The 15,181-nt window shown below is 63.2% G+C and carries 11 protein-coding genes; 4 read left to right on the top strand and 7 right to left on the bottom strand.

What is annotated here, in order from left to right:
* The first annotated feature begins 24 nt into the window (after positions 1 to 24).
* Positions 25 to 744, top strand: coding sequence for an AraC family transcriptional regulator (locus ACZ1JC_RS00605; RefSeq protein ID WP_465139841.1), 720 nt, complete (start codon positions 25 to 27; stop codon positions 742 to 744).
* A 110-nt stretch (positions 745 to 854) separates the two neighbouring features.
* On the opposite strand, the gene ACZ1JC_RS00600 is transcribed toward ACZ1JC_RS00605, so the two are convergent.
* Genes ACZ1JC_RS00600 through ACZ1JC_RS00590 form a run of 3 tightly spaced genes read right to left on the bottom strand, consistent with a single transcriptional unit; the run spans position 855 to position 6,664 of the window.
* Entirely contained in the window at positions 855 to 2,288 is a 1,434-nt protein-coding gene (locus tag ACZ1JC_RS00600) for an efflux transporter outer membrane subunit (RefSeq protein WP_465139842.1), read from the bottom strand.
* A 2-nt stretch (positions 2,289 to 2,290) separates the two neighbouring features.
* Positions 2,291 to 5,503, bottom strand: a complete 3,213-nt coding sequence (locus tag ACZ1JC_RS00595) for an efflux RND transporter permease subunit (RefSeq protein WP_465139843.1) — start codon at positions 5,501 to 5,503, stop codon at positions 2,291 to 2,293.
* Positions 5,504 to 5,506: 3 nt separating this feature from the next.
* Complete coding sequence (locus tag ACZ1JC_RS00590) at positions 5,507 to 6,664, bottom strand: efflux RND transporter periplasmic adaptor subunit (RefSeq protein ID WP_465139844.1); 1,158 nt, start codon at positions 6,662 to 6,664, stop codon at positions 5,507 to 5,509.
* 116 nt (positions 6,665 to 6,780) lie between these two features.
* Here ACZ1JC_RS00590 and ACZ1JC_RS00585 point away from each other — a divergent pair, with 116 nt between their 5' ends.
* Positions 6,781 to 7,365, top strand: a complete 585-nt coding sequence (locus ACZ1JC_RS00585; protein ID WP_465139845.1) for a TetR/AcrR family transcriptional regulator — start codon at positions 6,781 to 6,783, stop codon at positions 7,363 to 7,365.
* A gap of 823 nt (positions 7,366 to 8,188) precedes the next feature.
* Here the strand turns inward: ACZ1JC_RS00585 and ACZ1JC_RS00580 are convergent.
* From ACZ1JC_RS00580 to alr, 3 genes are read right to left on the bottom strand one after another with little or no spacing between them, the layout of a single operon-like run.
* Positions 8,189 to 8,536 (bottom strand): RidA family protein, encoded by a 348-nt coding sequence (locus ACZ1JC_RS00580; protein ID WP_465139846.1) that lies wholly within the window; start codon positions 8,534 to 8,536, stop codon positions 8,189 to 8,191.
* A gap of 35 nt (positions 8,537 to 8,571) precedes the next feature.
* Positions 8,572 to 9,822 (bottom strand): D-amino acid dehydrogenase, encoded by a 1,251-nt coding sequence (locus ACZ1JC_RS00575; RefSeq protein WP_465139847.1) that lies wholly within the window; start codon positions 9,820 to 9,822, stop codon positions 8,572 to 8,574.
* Positions 9,819 to 10,940: an alanine racemase gene (gene alr / locus ACZ1JC_RS00570; RefSeq protein ID WP_465139848.1), complete on the bottom strand. Its 1,122-nt coding sequence runs from the start codon at positions 10,938 to 10,940 to the stop codon at positions 9,819 to 9,821. The genes ACZ1JC_RS00575 and alr overlap by 4 nt, the downstream gene beginning before the upstream one ends.
* Before the next feature lie 154 nt (positions 10,941 to 11,094).
* On the opposite strand from alr, the gene ACZ1JC_RS00565 reads away from it, so the two are divergent.
* Both ACZ1JC_RS00565 and ACZ1JC_RS00560 read left to right on the top strand, forming a co-directional pair.
* Positions 11,095 to 11,571 carry an Lrp/AsnC family transcriptional regulator gene (locus ACZ1JC_RS00565; RefSeq protein WP_465139849.1) on the top strand — a complete coding sequence of 159 codons (477 nt, stop codon included), beginning with the start codon at positions 11,095 to 11,097 and terminating at the stop codon, positions 11,569 to 11,571.
* 32 nt (positions 11,572 to 11,603) lie between these two features.
* Entirely contained in the window at positions 11,604 to 12,533 is a 930-nt protein-coding gene (locus ACZ1JC_RS00560; protein ID WP_465139850.1) for a 2-hydroxyacid dehydrogenase, read from the top strand.
* 45 nt (positions 12,534 to 12,578) lie between these two features.
* Here ACZ1JC_RS00560 and ACZ1JC_RS00555 read toward each other — a convergent pair whose 3' ends face one another.
* Positions 12,579 to 15,104: a PAS domain S-box protein gene (locus ACZ1JC_RS00555; RefSeq protein WP_465139851.1), complete on the bottom strand. Its 2,526-nt coding sequence runs from the start codon at positions 15,102 to 15,104 to the stop codon at positions 12,579 to 12,581.
* Positions 15,105 to 15,181: the final 77 nt, after the last annotated feature.

The raw sequence follows: 15,181 nt of genomic DNA, 5'->3' as shown, positions 1-15,181 counted from the left end.
GACTTCGAGGATGTGCCGCGGCCTGTGGTCGGTATCGGCAACGACTATCCGCCGTCCTTCGAATTGGCCGAACACAGCCATCGGCGGGGGCAGTTTCTCTATGCGGCTAGCGGCGTGGTTGCGGTCGGTACGCCGGAAGGCGCGTGGGTCGCCCCGCCGGAGCGCGCGGTCTGGATCCCGGCGGGTACGCCGCATTCGGTGCGCATGGTCGGTGCAGTGCAGACCCGCAGTGTGCTGATCGACCAGACAGCCGGGGCGATGCTGGCACGCACCTGCCGGGTCGTATCGGTCACTCCGCTGCTCCGCCAGCTTCTGGTCGCGGCGTCGGAGGTGCCGGCCGAATATGATCTGGACGGGCGGGACGGTCTGGTGATGGCGCTGCTGGTGGCGGAAATCGCGCAGGCACCGGTCATTCCGATCGTCGTGCCCTTTCCCCGCCATGCCGCCTTGGCGCGGCGCTGCCACCGGTTCCTGGAAAGCCCGCGCGCGAGTGAGACCATCGATCAATGGTCGGATGCGCTGGCCATGAACCGCCGCCGCTTCACGCGGCTGTTTCGGCGCGAAACGGGGATGAGCTTTGCCGAATGGCGGCAGCAGGCCTGCCTTTCCGCAGCGCTGCCACGGCTGGCGGCCGGCGATTCCGTCACTGCTATCGCCCTTGATCTCGGCTACGACAGCCCGGGCAATTTTTCGACGATGTTCAAACGCGTGCTGGGGGCGCCGCCAAGCCGTTATCGCCCATGAGTGGCCACGAACCGCCCCGCTGAAGAACCGAACGGACCGGGCTGGGAAAGCCCGATCCGTCCGTCTTATCACTCTGCTCTACGCATACGTATCGCGCGGAGTTCGGCGGCCTATTTCAATCCGCCGCCGATGGCGCGGTAGATCTCCACCATGTTGCTGGCGCGGGTCAGCCGCGTGGCGACGAGGGTCTGTTCCGCATTATGCAGCGTGCGCTGCGCGGCCAGTGTCGACAGGAAATCGTCCACCCCGGCCCGAAAACGCGCATCGGACAGCTTGTAGCTGCTGCGCGCCGCATCCCGCAGCGACGTCTGCGCTTCCAGCTGCGCGGTCATCGTGGCGCGGCGGGCAAGCGCGTCGGCCACTTCCCTGAAACCGGTCTGGACGCTCTTTTCGTACGTCGCGACCATCGCGTCATAGGTGGCGCGGGCATAGCGCAAATTGCCCTGATTCCGGCCGAAATCGAAGATCGGCAGGCTGGCCGAAGGCGCAACAGACCAATAATCGCTGCCGGATTTGAACAAGCCCGACAGACCGAGGCTCATCGTCCCGAATGCCGCAGTGAGCGAGATTTTCGGGAAGAACGCCGCGCGCGCCGCGCCGATATTGGCATTGGCCCCGATCAGCTGGTGCTCGGCCGCCGCAATGTCCGGCCGCCGCAGCAGCAGCGTGGAAGGCAGATCGGCCGGCAGATCGTTGAGTGTCACGTCTGCGGTAGGCAGCTCGGTAGGCAGATCCGCCGTCGGCACGCTGGTGCCCGCCAGCAGATTCAGCGCGTTCTGGTCCTGCGCGACCAGCGTGGTCGCTAGCGCAATGTCCGATCGTGCCTGATCGTAGCTGGTCTGTGCCTGACGCACTTCCAGCTCAGAGGCGATGCCCTTGGCGAAACGAGCCTTGGTCAGATCCAGCGTCTGCCCGAAGGCCTTCTGTAGATCGCTGGCGATCTTCAGCCGTTCCTGATCGGCGGCCATCGTCAGCCATGCATTGGCGGTTTCGGCGATCAGCGCGGTTTGCGCGGCATTGCGGTTCTCGACCGAGGCGAAGTAGCTTTCCTGCGCCGCCTTGGTCAGATTGCGCACCCGGCCGAACAGATCGATTTCCCACGACGACGCGCCGATGGAAGCCGTATAGATGTCCGTACGACCGGACGCTGCGCCCGCGCCCCCCGCCGCAGCCTGTGCGAAGGGCTGATCCTGATAGGTGGCACTGCCACCGGCAGCGACAGTGGGCAGCAGGTCGGCGCGCTGCACTTTGTACTGCGCGCGTGCCTGTTCGACATTGGCCACCGCGATGCGCAGATCGCGATTGTTGTCGAGCGCGGTCTGGATGACCCGCGCCAGGCGCGGGTCGGTGAAGAAGTCCTTCCAGGCCGTATCGGCCGAAACCGTTGCCGCGCCTGCGCCACTGGCCTGCGCGGTGCCGTCGGCCGGCCCCGAAGGGCTGGTCGCGGGAACGGGAAGATCCGGGCGGACATACTTGGGCGCCATGTTGCAGGCCGCCAGCGCGAGCGCCAGCGACGTGGCGGTAAGCGCTTTCACATTACGCATTTTCATGCCTCCTGCGGCTCGGCCGAAGCCGTACCGTCGAGATTGTCTCGATCGCTGCGCCCACCCGTGCCGTGGTGTTCACGGAACAGGCGCTTCACCACGGTGAAGAACACGGGCACGAAGAAGATCGCGAGAACGGTGGCGGACAGCATGCCGCCGACCACGGCCCAGCCGATCGCATTCTGACCACCGGCGCCGGCGCCAGTCGAAAGGGCGAGCGGCAGCACGCCGAAGATGAAGGCGAAGCTGGTCATCAGGATCGGCCTGAGGCGCAGCTTGCCCGCTTCCAGCGCGGCCTGCACCGGAGGCAAGCCGTCCCGCATCTTCTCTTCCGCGAATTCGACGATGAGAATCGCGTTCTTGGCCGAGACACCGATGGTGGTGATCAAGCCCACCTGCAGGTAGATGTCGTTGTTGAGCCCCACGATGGTGGCTGCAATCACCGCACCCAACACGCCCAGCGGCACAACCAGCATGACCGCGATCGGCACCGACCAGCTCTCGTAAAGCGCGGCAAGGCACAGGAACACGATCAGCATGGACAGCGCATAGAGCGCCGGAGCCTGGCCGCCGGAGGTCTTTTCCTCGTAGGAAATGCCGCTCCATTCAAGGCCGACACCCGCCGGCAACTTGGAGGCCATCTCCTCGACAACCTTCATCGCATCGCCGGTGGAGACGCCGGGCGCAGGCGCCCCCATGATCTGCAGCGACGACACGCCGTTGAAGCGTTCGAGCTTGGCCGGGCCGTAAGTCCACTCCGTCCGGGCGAAGGAGGAGATCGGCGCCATCACGCCGGTGCTGCCGCGCACGAAAAACTGGCCGATCGATTCCGGGGTGGAGCGGAATTGTCCATCGGCCTGAACGAACACGCGTTTCACGCGGTCGCGATCGATGAAGTCGTTGACGTAAGTGCTGCCCATCGCCGTGCTGATAGTGGCGTTGATGTCCGACTGGGCGATGCCAAGGGCACCGGCCGCGGCCTGGTCAACGTCCAGCTTCAGCTGGGGCGTATCCTCAAGACCGTTGGGTCGTACCTGGGCGAGGCGCTTGTCCGCCATGGCCATGCCGAGAAGCTGGTTGCGTGCCTCCAGCATTTTCGTATGGCCCAGCCCGCCACGGTCGACGAGCTGGAACTCGAAGCCGGTGGCATTACCCAGTTCCTGGACGGCTGGCGGTGCGAAGGCGATCGCCATACCGGCCGAAATCTTCTGGAACGCCTGATTGGCACGCAGCGCAATGGCACTGACGGTATTGTCCTTGCCCTTGCGTTCGGACCAGTCCTTCATGCGAACGAAGGCAAGGCCCACGTTTTCGCCCTGCCCCACGAAACCGAAGCCGGAAATCGTGAAGACGTCGGCGACATTGGCCTTCTCGTCCTTGAGGTAGTGATCGCGCACACGGGCGAGCGTGCGTTCGGTTTCCTCCATGGTCGTGCCGGCGGGCAGCGAGACCTGGTTGATCAGGATGCCCTGATCCTCGTCCGGCAGGAAGCCGCCGGGCAGGCGCAGGAAGATCAGGCCCATGCCCACCACGATCAGGCCATAGACCAGCATCGTGCGGCCCCAGTTGCGCTCCACCTTGTCTACGGCCTTGCCGTAGCGCTCAACACCCTGGTCGAACGTGGTGTTGAACCAGTGGAAGAAGCGATTGAACAGACCGGCGATGCCGGTCTGCTTGCCATCGCCGAGACCCGTGCCGTGGCCGTGGCCATCCGACGCACCCTTGAGGATGGTGGCGCAGAGCGCCGGCGTCAGGATAAGCGCCACCAGCACCGACAGCACCATCGAGGAAACGATGGTGATCGAGAATTGGCGGAAGATCACGCCGGTGGAACCGCCGAAGAACGCCATCGGCAGGAACACCGCCGAAAGCACAAGGCCGATGCCGACCAGCGCGCCGCTGATCTCGTCCATGGAGCGGCGCGCCGCTTCCTTCGGGCTCAGCCCTTCGGTCTGGATAAGGCGTTCGACGTTTTCGACCACGACGATGGCATCGTCGACCAGAAGGCCGATCGCCAGCACCATGCCGAACAGGGTTAGCGTGTTGATGGTAAAGCCGGCCAGTTGGAGCACGGCCAATGAGCCGAGCAGGACGACCGGCACGGCAATGGTCGGGATCAGCGTCGCGCGCCAGTTCTGCAGGAACAGGAACATGACGATGAACACGAGCACGACCGCTTCGACGAGCGTGTGGATCACCTGCTCGACCGAGAGCTTGACGTAAGTCGAGTTATCGACCGGGAACTTGTACTTCACCCAGCTCGGGAAAGTCTTGGAAAGCTGGTCGATCTGCGTCTTCACCGCGTCCACGGTGTCCAGCGCGTTGGCGCCCGGCGCCAGCTTGATGCCGAAGCCTGCGGCAGGATGGCCGTTCAGCTTGGCGCCGAAGCTGTAGTTTTCCGCGCCCATTTCGACGCGCGCGACGTCGGAGAGATGGACGACCGATCCGTCGGGATTGTTCCGCAGCATGATCTGGCGGAACTGCTCCGCCGTGCGCAGGCGCGACTGAGCCGTGATCGTGGCGTTCAGCGCCTGCCCCTTGGGCGAAGGCGAAGCGCCGATCTGGCCGGCCGAAACTTGCGCGTTCTGTGCCTTGATCGCGGCGGTTACATCGGTCGCAGTGACGCCGAGCGTGGCCATCTTGAAGGGATCGAGCCAGACGCGCATGGAATATTGCGCACCCAGAAGCTGGGTATCGCCCACGCCGTTCACGCGGCTGATCGGGTCCTGCAGCGAACTGGCAATGAAGTCGCCCGCGTCCTGCTGATCGTGAATGCCATCATCGGCATAGACGGCCATGACCATCAGGAAGGTCGAGGTCGACTTGGTGACGCGCAGGCCCTGCTGCTGCACTTCCTGCGGAAGCAGCGGCGTTGCCTGCGAAAGCTTGTTCTGCACCTGAACCTGCGCGATGTCAGGGTCGGTGCCCTGTTCGAAGGTCAGGGTGATGCTCAGGTTACCGGCACCGTCGCTGGACGATGCGAAGTAGCGCAAGTGGTCGATGCCCTTGAGCTGCTGTTCGATCACCTGCGTCGTCGTCGATTCCAGCGTCTGGGCATTGGCGCCCGGATAGCTGGTCGCGATCTGCACGGCAGGCGCCGCGATTTCGGGGAACTGGGCCACGGCAAGGGAACGGATCGCCAACATGCCTGCCAGCATCATGACGATAGCGATGACCCATGCGAAGATGGGCCTGTCGATGAAATAGCGGGACATGGATTACTGGGCCCCGCCTGTTGCTGCTGCTCCAACCGTGATCTGTTGCGGCATACCCGGCTTGACCACCGTGCCCGGACGGAGGTTTACCAGGCCTTCAACGATCAGCTTGTCGCCGATGTTCAGGCCCTTGGTGACGATCCACTTGTCGCCCACGGCGCGATCGACTTCAAGCTGACGGACTTCGACCTTGTTGTCCTTGCCCACCACCATCGCGGTAGCGCGGCCGCGCGGATCGCGGATCACGCCTTGCTGCGGGGCGAGGATGACGTTGCGGCGCAGCCCTTCGACAAGCTTGGCGCGCACGTACATTCCCGGGAGAAGCAAGCCTTTGGGATTGGGGAACGTCGCGCGCAGGATGACCGAGCCGGAGCTGGGATCCACGGTGACGTCGGCGAACTTCAGCTGGCCTTCGATCGGATAGACCGAGCCGTTCGGCAGGATCAGCTGGATGCGCGCGCCTTCGGCCTCGCTCACGCCGCCCGATGCCATCGCCTGCTTCAGATCGATGATCTGCGCGGCGGACTGGGTAACATCGACATAGACGGAGTCGGTACGCTGGATGACGGCAAGCGCATCCGCCTGTGCGGCCGAAACAAGCGCACCCGGCGTGAACAGCGAACGACCGATCCGGCCTGAAATCGGCGCACGGATGCGGGTGAAGTTCTGATTCACCTGCGCCGCCTGCAGGGCGCCCTGCTGCGCCGCAACATTGGCGCGGGCCTGCTGCGCGGCGGCAGCGGCATCATCGTATTGCTGCTTGCTGACGGCGTTGATCGCGATCAGGTCCTTGTAGCGCTGGGCCTGCAGCGTGGTCGAGTTGATCGTCGCATTGGCTGTCGCTAGCGCGCCCTTCGCCTGGGCGACTGCGGCGCGGTAAGGCGCATCCTCGATCTCGTACAGCAATTGACCGGCCCGCACCTCACTGCCTTCGGTGAACAGGCGGCGGCGGATCACGCCAGTGATCTGCGGGCGTACGTCTGCGGTTTCCAGCGCTGCAACGCGGCCGGGGAGTTCGTTCGTCAGCTCCGCCGAGTCGGTCGTGAGAGTGACTATTCCTACGGCTGGCGCAGGCGGCGCGGCAGGCTGTTGCTGCCCGCAGGCGCCCAGCGAAAGCGCCGAAGCGCAAGCCAGAAGCCCGAAAATCATCGCCTTTTTCATTGGTTCATCCGATGCGGTCTTGGGGGGAGACGGATGAATGAATACTCATTCACCTTGCGACGCACCTAGAAATCTGCCAAAGAGAATTCAAGAAAAAAGAATGCAGAGAACGAAATATGGTTGCACCGCAACATAAGGCCTCCAGCCCGGATCGCATACGCGTCGCGGCCAAGGAGCTCTTCGCCACAAAAGGATTCCATCAGACGTCTATGGCGGAGCTTGCGGCTGCGGCCGACATGTCGGTCGGGCTGATCTACCGCTCGTTCAAGAGCAAGGGAGAGATCATCGAAGCCATTGTGCGCGCCGATTTCGAAGAGAAGATCGCAGAACTGGATGAACTGCGCGGCCGATTGGAAAGCGGCAAGCTGACGGTTCTGGAAACGTTTACCGAACTGTTCCTTCAGGTCATCGACACGAAGGAGGAAGCACTGTCGTTCGACATAATCGCCGAGGGCTACCGCAACGATCGGGTCGGCCAGACGATCGGCGAGATGTGCGGCCAGTTCCGGGACTATCTGGATGAATTCGCGCGGGCCGCCAACCCGGCGCTGGAGGGCGACGAACTGGCCGGCGCAACGGAATTGCTACTGGGATGTCTGTTCGGGCTGGGGCATCGCAGCATCTCCGCCCCAAGGCTGGACGCCGCGCGCACTGCCGAATGCAGCGCGCGCATGATCGTCGCCGCCTTGATGAGAGGGTGAGACGGCAGAAAATCTCCGCGCCGGATCTGTCGGCCTGCCCCGCTGAACCTATTCTCGCGGCGCCTATTGAGGGAACTGGATGATGCCCAATCGAACGAATGGGCAGCGCGTCCCGGCTTTCAAGTCGGCACGATCGCAGATCGAAAAAACGCTAGAAAGGCGGCCTTGGTTACAGCCATGCAAGATGAAACAGGCCGCCGGGGATATGCGGCCCGGCCAACCCAGCCCTAACGGCGCCCAGCCCTAACGACGAAGATCTATCGGGCGAAGGGCAATGCACCCCAACCGCAATGCGTGCTGCAAGAGGGAGCATATGCCGCATAAGCGGGCGCTTCGGCAGCCGCCTGCTGATCGACAGCGGGAGGGGTCGCCTTCACCGTTTCCACCGAAGTCGAATTCGGGGCCACCGCCAACGCCAATGCGCCTGCAACCAATCGTGCGAGAACCATCAGACTCTCTTCCCGTATATTTTTATTACCTTTATGCTGTCATAATAATGCAATTCGCTCAAGCACGCGACAGAAATCGTACTATAAAATCAATTTTGTTATTCGCTCTGACAAGGCAAATCAGCCAGTCGCCGGAACCGGGCGCACCCCCGAACGGCCGAGACAACTCTCTATCGTACAAGCAAAATCTCATCACCCACAGTACGATTGGCGTAGGACGCGGGGCAACGTGGACCGGATCGCGCGCGCGATGACGCGCCAGATCGACACGCGCCGCAACGACGAAGCCCGCCAATCGCAGCGGATCGGCGGGCCTCGATGATTTTCAATCGGTCGTGCCGGGTAGTTCGGGCAAGACGCCCTCCCCGCGGCGATCAGGCCTTCGCGGCGATGACGATGATTTCGACCTTGTATTCGGGTGTAAACAGCTTCGCCTCACCCGTGGCGCGAGCCGGCGCCGGGTGGCCGGCAATCCACGAATCCCAGACGGCGTTCATTTCGTCGAAGTCCGCCATGTCGGCCAGCCAGATCGTGGCCATCAGCAGGTGATCCTTGCTGCTGCCGGTCTGCGCCAGCAGCGCCTCGATCTCGGCCAGCGCAGTTTTTGTCTGCGCGGTAACGCTTTCCCCCGGCGCGCCGATCTGGCCGGCCAGGTAGATAGTGTCTCCATGGATCACGGCCTCGCTCATGCGCGGGCCCTGGTCGATGCGGGTAATGGTCATGTCTGGTCCTTGCGAGAGAGGGGGGATTTGGGGATCTAGTAGCGGCTGATGGCCAGATCGGCGGTCTCGATCGCCGGTTTGCGGCCACCGATAATGTCGGCGATGACATGGGCCGACCCGCAGGCCATCGTCCAGCCCAGCGTACCGTGCCCGGTGTTGAGGAACAGGTTCGGCACCTTGGTCGCGCCGATCACCGGCGTGCTGTCCGGCGTCATCGGCCTGAGACCGCACCAGAAGCTGCCTTCCGCCATATTGCCTGCGCCGGGGAACAAGGTGCCCGCCGAATGCTCCAGCGTGGCGCGGCGCGCAAGCGGCAGATCGCGCGAGAAGCCAGAGATTTCGGCCATGCCGCCGATGCGGATACGGTCGCCCAGGCGGGTGATCGCCACTTTGTAGCTCTCATCCAGCAGGGTGGAGACCGGCGCGCGCGGCTCGTCGACGATGGGCACCGTCAGCGAGTAGCCCTTGACCGGGTAGACCGGCAGACGAATGCCCACCGGCGCCACCAGTTGCGGCGAGAAGCTACCCATGGCGACGAGGTAGGCATCGGCCGCGAGTTTGCCCTGATCGGTCTCCACATGGGTGATCCGCCCGCCTTCTTCGACCAGACGATGGATCTTCGTGCCGTTCAGGAAACGCACGCCCTTGGCGGCAGCCATCGCCGCCAGGGCATTGGTGAACTTGAAGCAATCGCCCGTTTCGTCGTTCGGCAGGCGCAGGCCGCCCGCGATCGGTGCGCTGCTGGTGGCCAGCCCCGGTTCGGCACCGATGCAACCGGCCTTGTCCAGCACTTCGAAGGGCACGCCGTCCGCTTTCAGGACCTCGATATCCTTGCCGATACCGTCCAGTTGCTTCTGCTCGCGGAACAGTTGCAGGGTACCCTGCATCCGCTCGTCATAAGCGATGCCGGTATCCCGGCGGAGCGCGATCAGGCAGTCGCGGCTGAACTCGGCAAGGCGCACCATGCGGCTTTTGTTGATCGCATAGTCACGCGCATTGCAGTTGCCCAGCATCGCGAAAAGCCAGCGCAGCATCGCCGTATCGGCATGGAGGCGCAGGATCAGCGGCGCGTGCTCCATCGTAAGCCAGCGCACGGCCTTCATCGGAATACCGGGCGCGGCCCATGGCGAGGCATAGCCCGGCGAAATCTCGCCGGCATTGGCAAAGCTGGTTTCCAGTGCCGGGCCGTCCTGCCGGTCGATCACGACCACTTCGTGCCCGGCCTCGGCCAGATACCAGGCGGATGTGACGCCGATGACGCCGCTGCCGAGAATGGCGATCTTCATGGCGCAATGCTCCGAATACGCGCGCCGACGCTCGCGGGAAGATAGACACGTTCGTAGCGGCGGCTGAGTTGGGTGAGGATTTCGTAGGAAATGGTGCCGGCGTCCGCGGCAACCCGATCGATGTCCTGATGCGGTCCCAGCAGTTCGACCGGCGCCCCCGGATAGAGGTGCTGCACGGGCACGTCGGTCACGTCGAGCGTGATGCTGTCCATCGATACGCGCCCGACGATCGGCGCGCGGATGCCGGCAATATAGGCCGACCCCTTGTTGCCAAGGCAACGCGGCCATCCGTCGGCATAGCCCACCGGGATCGTAGCGATGCGGCTTTCACGCGCGGTCTGGAAAGTGAGCCCATAGCCGACGCCGGTTCCGGCCGGAATCGTCCGCAGCTGGGCGATGCGCGCTTCGAGTGCGACAGTCGCCCGCATCGGGTTGGTCGCATCGCCATGCGGCGCGCCGCCGTAAAGCGCGATGCCCGCACGCACGAGGTCGAAGTGGCCGCGCTCGTGGAAAATGCCGCCGCTGTTGTCGAGCGCCAGCGGCACGCTGGGAAAGCGGCCAGCGATCTCGCGGAAACGCTCTTCTTGCGCTGCATTCGCGCCATGACCGGGCTCGTCGGCACAAGCAAGGTGGCTGATGATGAAGTGGAGCTCGATGGGCCGGAGCAGGTCCGGCCTCTTCTGCAAGAACTCGATCTCGTCTCTGGGCAGACCCATGCGTGACATCCCGCTGTCGACCTGCAACACGCCCGGAAGCCGCTTGCCCCGTGCGACCGCTTCGGCCGACCAGCGTTCGATCTGGTCCAGCGAATTGAGCACCGGTATCGCCCCCAACGCCGCGCAGGCTGCTTCGCCGCCGGGCAGCAGACCGTTGAGAATGTAGACCGAAATACCTGCGGGAAGCTCTGGAACGAGGGCCTCCGCCTCGCCCTGCAAGGCGACGAAAAGATGCCGGCAACCTTCGCCGATCAATGTGCGGGCAACTTCCACCGCACCAAGGCCATAGCCATTCGCCTTGACCACACCGCCCACCACTGCCGGCGCCGCGTGGTCCCGGATCAGCCGATAGTTCGCGGCCAGTGCTGCAAGGTCGATTGTCAGGCGTGCTCCTGCAACCACGATCGTTCCTTTCCCAACCGGACGCCCTCCAACCGAATGGGTGCCGGCAGGGATCGAGGCTATCGCACCCTGTTTCAAATAGGCTGCCAATTATTCGCACGATCTGCTACGATATGCGAAATTTGGCACCATCATTTGAAGGTTGTGAAAGATCATGCCATGGACCCCCGACGACGTTGACCGCGCGATTCTGCGTGTGCTTCGTCTCGACGGGCGCAAGCCCAATGCCGAAGTGGCGCAGGAAGTGGGCCTTTCGCCCTCAGCCTGCCTGCGGCGGATCCGCATCATGGAGGATCGCGGCGTCATTCGCGGCTATACCGTGATTACCGGGCCGGAAAACGACGATGTGCGGGGGGTGGACGTGGTGGTGCAGGTAACGCTGGAGCGCCAGACCGAGGACTATCTTTCCCGCTTCGAAAACGCCGTTCGGCAATGCGCGGAAATCCGCGAATGTTTCCTGATGGGCGGCAATGTCGATTACTGGCTGCGCCTGCGCACCGAAAGCGTCGCCGCCTATGAGGCGATCCACGGCGAAGTGCTCTCCCGCCTTCCAGGCGTGACGCGCATCAGCTCCAGTTTCGCGATGCGCGATGCGTTGCGGCCCCGGCGGTTCAACCGTCAGGCCTCCTGACCGAAAAACGACCAATCAGAACTTTCCCGAAGATGACCGCGATCCTCCACGTCGGCCCCGAAGAACGGGGGCAGTTCTGGCAGGCCGAATTCCGCCGCTGCTTGCCCGAAGTGGAGTTCCGCAACTGGCCGGAAATCGGCGATCCGGCCGACGTTCGCTATCTTGTAGCATGGCAACTGACCGACGATCTGATCGCCGCCCTGCCCGCTTTGGAAATTCTGTTCAGCATTGGCGCAGGCGTAGACCAGTTGGACCTTTCACGTGTCCCCGACCATGTGCGCATCGTGCGCATGATCGAACCGGGCATCACCACGACCATGGCGCAATATATCGCCACCGCCGCCCTCGCCCTTCACCGGGACCTGCCGTTCTATCGCCAGGCGCAATTGCATGGCGAATGGACCCAATTGCCAACGATGCTCTGCGAAGAACGCCGGGTGGGCGTCATGGGCCTGGGCGAACTTGGCAAGGCATCGCTGCGTATGCTGGCTCCGCTAGGCTTTCGCCTGCGCGGCTGGAACCGCAGTGCGCGCACGATCGAGGGTGTCGAGTGCTTCGCGGGAGAAGAAGCACTCGATGCCTTCCTGGCAGATACCGATATTCTCGTCTGCCTGCTGCCGCTGACCCCCGAAACACGCGGCATTCTTTCGGCCGACCTTTTCGCCAAGCTGCCGCGCGGGGCGCGCCTTATCAACGCGGCGCGGGGCGGGCATCTGGTCGAACAGGACCTTCTCACCGCACTGGAATCCGGCCAGATCGGCGCCGCCATGCTCGACGTCGCAGAGGTCGAACCGCTGCCGGGCGATCATCCCTTTCGCAGCGATCCGCGCATAATCGTCACCCCCCATGTCGCCGGCGTCACCCGGATCGAGACGGCCGTGCATTCATTGATCGAAAACTTGCGCGGGCATCTCGCCGGAAAGGGGCTTTCCGGCGAGATCGACCGTGCCCGGGGTTATTGAACCCGGTCCACCGGCCCCTCGATCTTTCCAGCGCGGGCGCGAAAGTCAGACTTTGGCGTTTATCGCCAGGTCCACCGCTTGCTTGAGATCAAGCTGGCCAAAGGGTTTGCCCAGCTTGATCATGCGCGGCGGCGCTCCCGCCGGCAGTTCCCCATAACCGCTGGCAAGAATGATCGGCAGATCGGGCTTCAGGTCGATTGCTCGGTCGGCGAGCTGTGTGCCGGTCATGTTCGGCATGGCCTGATCGGTGATCAGAAGGTCGACATCCGGATTCTTTTCCAAAAATTCAATGGCCCGCTGGCCCGAATGCGCCTCGAACACCTCATGCCCCAGATCCTCGAGCATGGCGGCGGTATTCATCAGGATCAGACCGTCGTCGTCGACTGCAAGAATTTTCAACTTTCGCATCTCTATTGGGCCGGTCTTACGCGGAATGATGGGCGCGGAGGCGTTCGCGATCGGAGCGGCTACCGGCACCCAGAGCGTGGCAACCGTCCCCAGGCCGGGTGAACTCTCGATAACGAAGCCGCCGCCAAGCTGCTTGGCAAATCCGTGGATCATCGAAAGGCCAAGGCCGGTCCCCTTGCCCACGCCCTTGGTCGTAAAGAACGGCTCGGTCGCCCGGGCAAGTGTCTTGGCGTCCATGCCATGCCCGGTGTCGGCAACGGCAAGGGTAACGAATGCTCCGCCCGCTATCTCGTCCTGCTCTCCCTCGGCCACCTGTTCATGTTTGGCCTCAATCCTCACCATTCCGCCCGCCGGCATTGCATCTCGGGCGTTCACCACAAGATTGAGCAGCGCCATTTCAAGCTGGTTCGTATCGACCAGAACCGGCGGCAAATCTTCAGGGATCGCCAGTTCGAGCGGCCACGAAGGGCCAAGCGTCCGTTCGATCAGATCGCGGAAGCCCGTTACGAGCTTGTGGACATCCACATGTTCGGTGACGAGATCCTGCCGGCGGGCGAATGCCAGCATCCGCTGGGTCAGCGCAGCCCCTCTGCGAGCGCCCTGTTCGGCATTGTCGATCAGTCGAACGGCATTTTCATCGAGCGAGGCCCGCCGTCGCAGCAGTTCCAGGCTGCTGGTAATCGCCATCAGAAGATTATTGAAATCATGGGCGATGCCGCCGGTCAGTTGGCCGATGGCCTCCATCTTGTGGGCCTGACGAAGCGCGTCTTCTGCCGCGGCGAGCGATTTCATGTCGGCTTTGTGTGCCGTGATATCGCGGCCATAGGCATAGACCATGCCATCTTCCATCGAGGTATTCCAGGAAAACCAGCGATAGCTGCCGTCCTTGGATCTGAAGCGGTTCTCATATCCCGTCAGCTCCGTCTCACCCAGAGCCGCCGACAGGGCGGCGTTGCTGGGCGCCAGATCGTCGGGGGAAATGAAATCCGCAAAAGGCCGCCCAACGATTTCCTCAATGTCATGCCCCAGAATACGCGTCCAGGCTGGGCTGACCGATCGGAAAATGCCGTCCGCGTCGACGACCACCATGATATCCCGGCCGTGCGCCCATATTCTGTCCGCCCTGCGACGCTCCGCATCGAGCCTGGCGATATTGGCGAGCGCGCCGCTGATCTGCCCGGCCAGCAGCGCTGCGAAATCGGAAATCTCGTCATCCAGGGGCCTGTAGGGATTGAGCCCGAGGACGAGATTGCCCGCAGGCCGCTCCCCTGCCGTTCCGGGAATGGGCACGATCAGCGCTTCTTCCGGCGCCCTCTCCCAAGCGCCGCGGGGCCAGGGAAGTTGGGGATCCAGATTGACCCTGCGCGATTCCGTGATCAGGCCGTCAACGCCGGCAAGTCGGCGATCCAGAACGCTTTCGGCGTCCGGGGTGCAGGAAAACGAGTGGGTGTCGTCATCGGATGCCAGCGTCATGATCGCGAATGGGAAATCGTGGCGATGCTCACCGAACACTTTGCACACCGCGCGGCCCACCGCCGCTTCGTCGCTGGCGCCGACAAGGTTGATGCCCAGTTGCCGAAGCATCTCCAGCTGGCGTTCGCCAACGATGCGGTCGGTCTCCTCGGTGACGATGCAAAGCATCCCGGAAACCTCCCCGCCATCGCCGTAAAGCGGGCTGTAGGAAAAGCTGTGATAGGTCTCTTCGGGAAAGCCGCTTCGCTCCAGCAGCAGCAAGAGCGCCTTGTTCCAGGTCGACTGGCCGGCCTTCACGGTTTCCACCTGATCCGCGACCTCTGCATAGACTTCGGCCCAGACCTCACGAAACGGCTTCGCCAGCATCACGGGATGCTTGATGCCCAGCGTGGGGATATAGGCGTCGTTATAGAAGAAGTTGAGATCTTCCCCCCAACCCAGCCACATTTCGAACCGCGAAGTAAGCAGCATCCTCAGCGGGATTTTGAGACCTTCGGGCCAGTTGCGGGGTTCTCCCAGGGCGGTTGAAGCCCAATCATGTGCGCGCATGAGCCGCGCCATCTCGGAGGACCCGGGAAATATGTTCTCCAGACTTTGATCCTGCATCTCTCTCTCTGCCAGCCCCGCAGCCGATTTGACACGACAACACCCGAAGCGGCGATTTGATGCGCGCTTAGCCGGCAAGGTCAAACAAATATCGGGGGCCGCGCGATTTCCGCGATCGATGCGTCGATAAACGGGGAAAGATGTGCGCTTTTGCCTCACCC

The sequence above is a fragment of the Sphingomonas sp. BL-S-28 genome, from assembly GCF_055521515.1.
Note: the sequence above shows the minus strand (reverse complement) of the source record. Positions and strands in the feature narration are given on the sequence as shown.

Coding starts and splice junctions, on each gene's coding strand:
- ACZ1JC_RS00600 (WP_465139842.1), bottom strand. CDS start 2,288: ATGCGTAATGTGAAAGCGCTTACCGCCACGTCGCTGGCGCTCGCGCTG.
- ACZ1JC_RS00580 (WP_465139846.1), bottom strand. CDS start 8,536: ATGACCATTACCCGCATCGACCAGGGCCCGCGCATGAGCGAGGCCGTG.
- ACZ1JC_RS00595 (WP_465139843.1), bottom strand. CDS start 5,503: ATGTCCCGCTATTTCATCGACAGGCCCATCTTCGCATGGGTCATCGCT.
- ACZ1JC_RS00565 (WP_465139849.1), top strand. CDS start 11,095: ATGCCATGGACCCCCGACGACGTTGACCGCGCGATTCTGCGTGTGCTT.
- ACZ1JC_RS00575 (WP_465139847.1), bottom strand. CDS start 9,822: ATGAAGATCGCCATTCTCGGCAGCGGCGTCATCGGCGTCACATCCGCC.
- ACZ1JC_RS00585 (WP_465139845.1), top strand. CDS start 6,781: ATGGTTGCACCGCAACATAAGGCCTCCAGCCCGGATCGCATACGCGTC.
- ACZ1JC_RS00590 (WP_465139844.1), bottom strand. CDS start 6,664: ATGAAAAAGGCGATGATTTTCGGGCTTCTGGCTTGCGCTTCGGCGCTT.
- ACZ1JC_RS00560 (WP_465139850.1), top strand. CDS start 11,604: ATGACCGCGATCCTCCACGTCGGCCCCGAAGAACGGGGGCAGTTCTGG.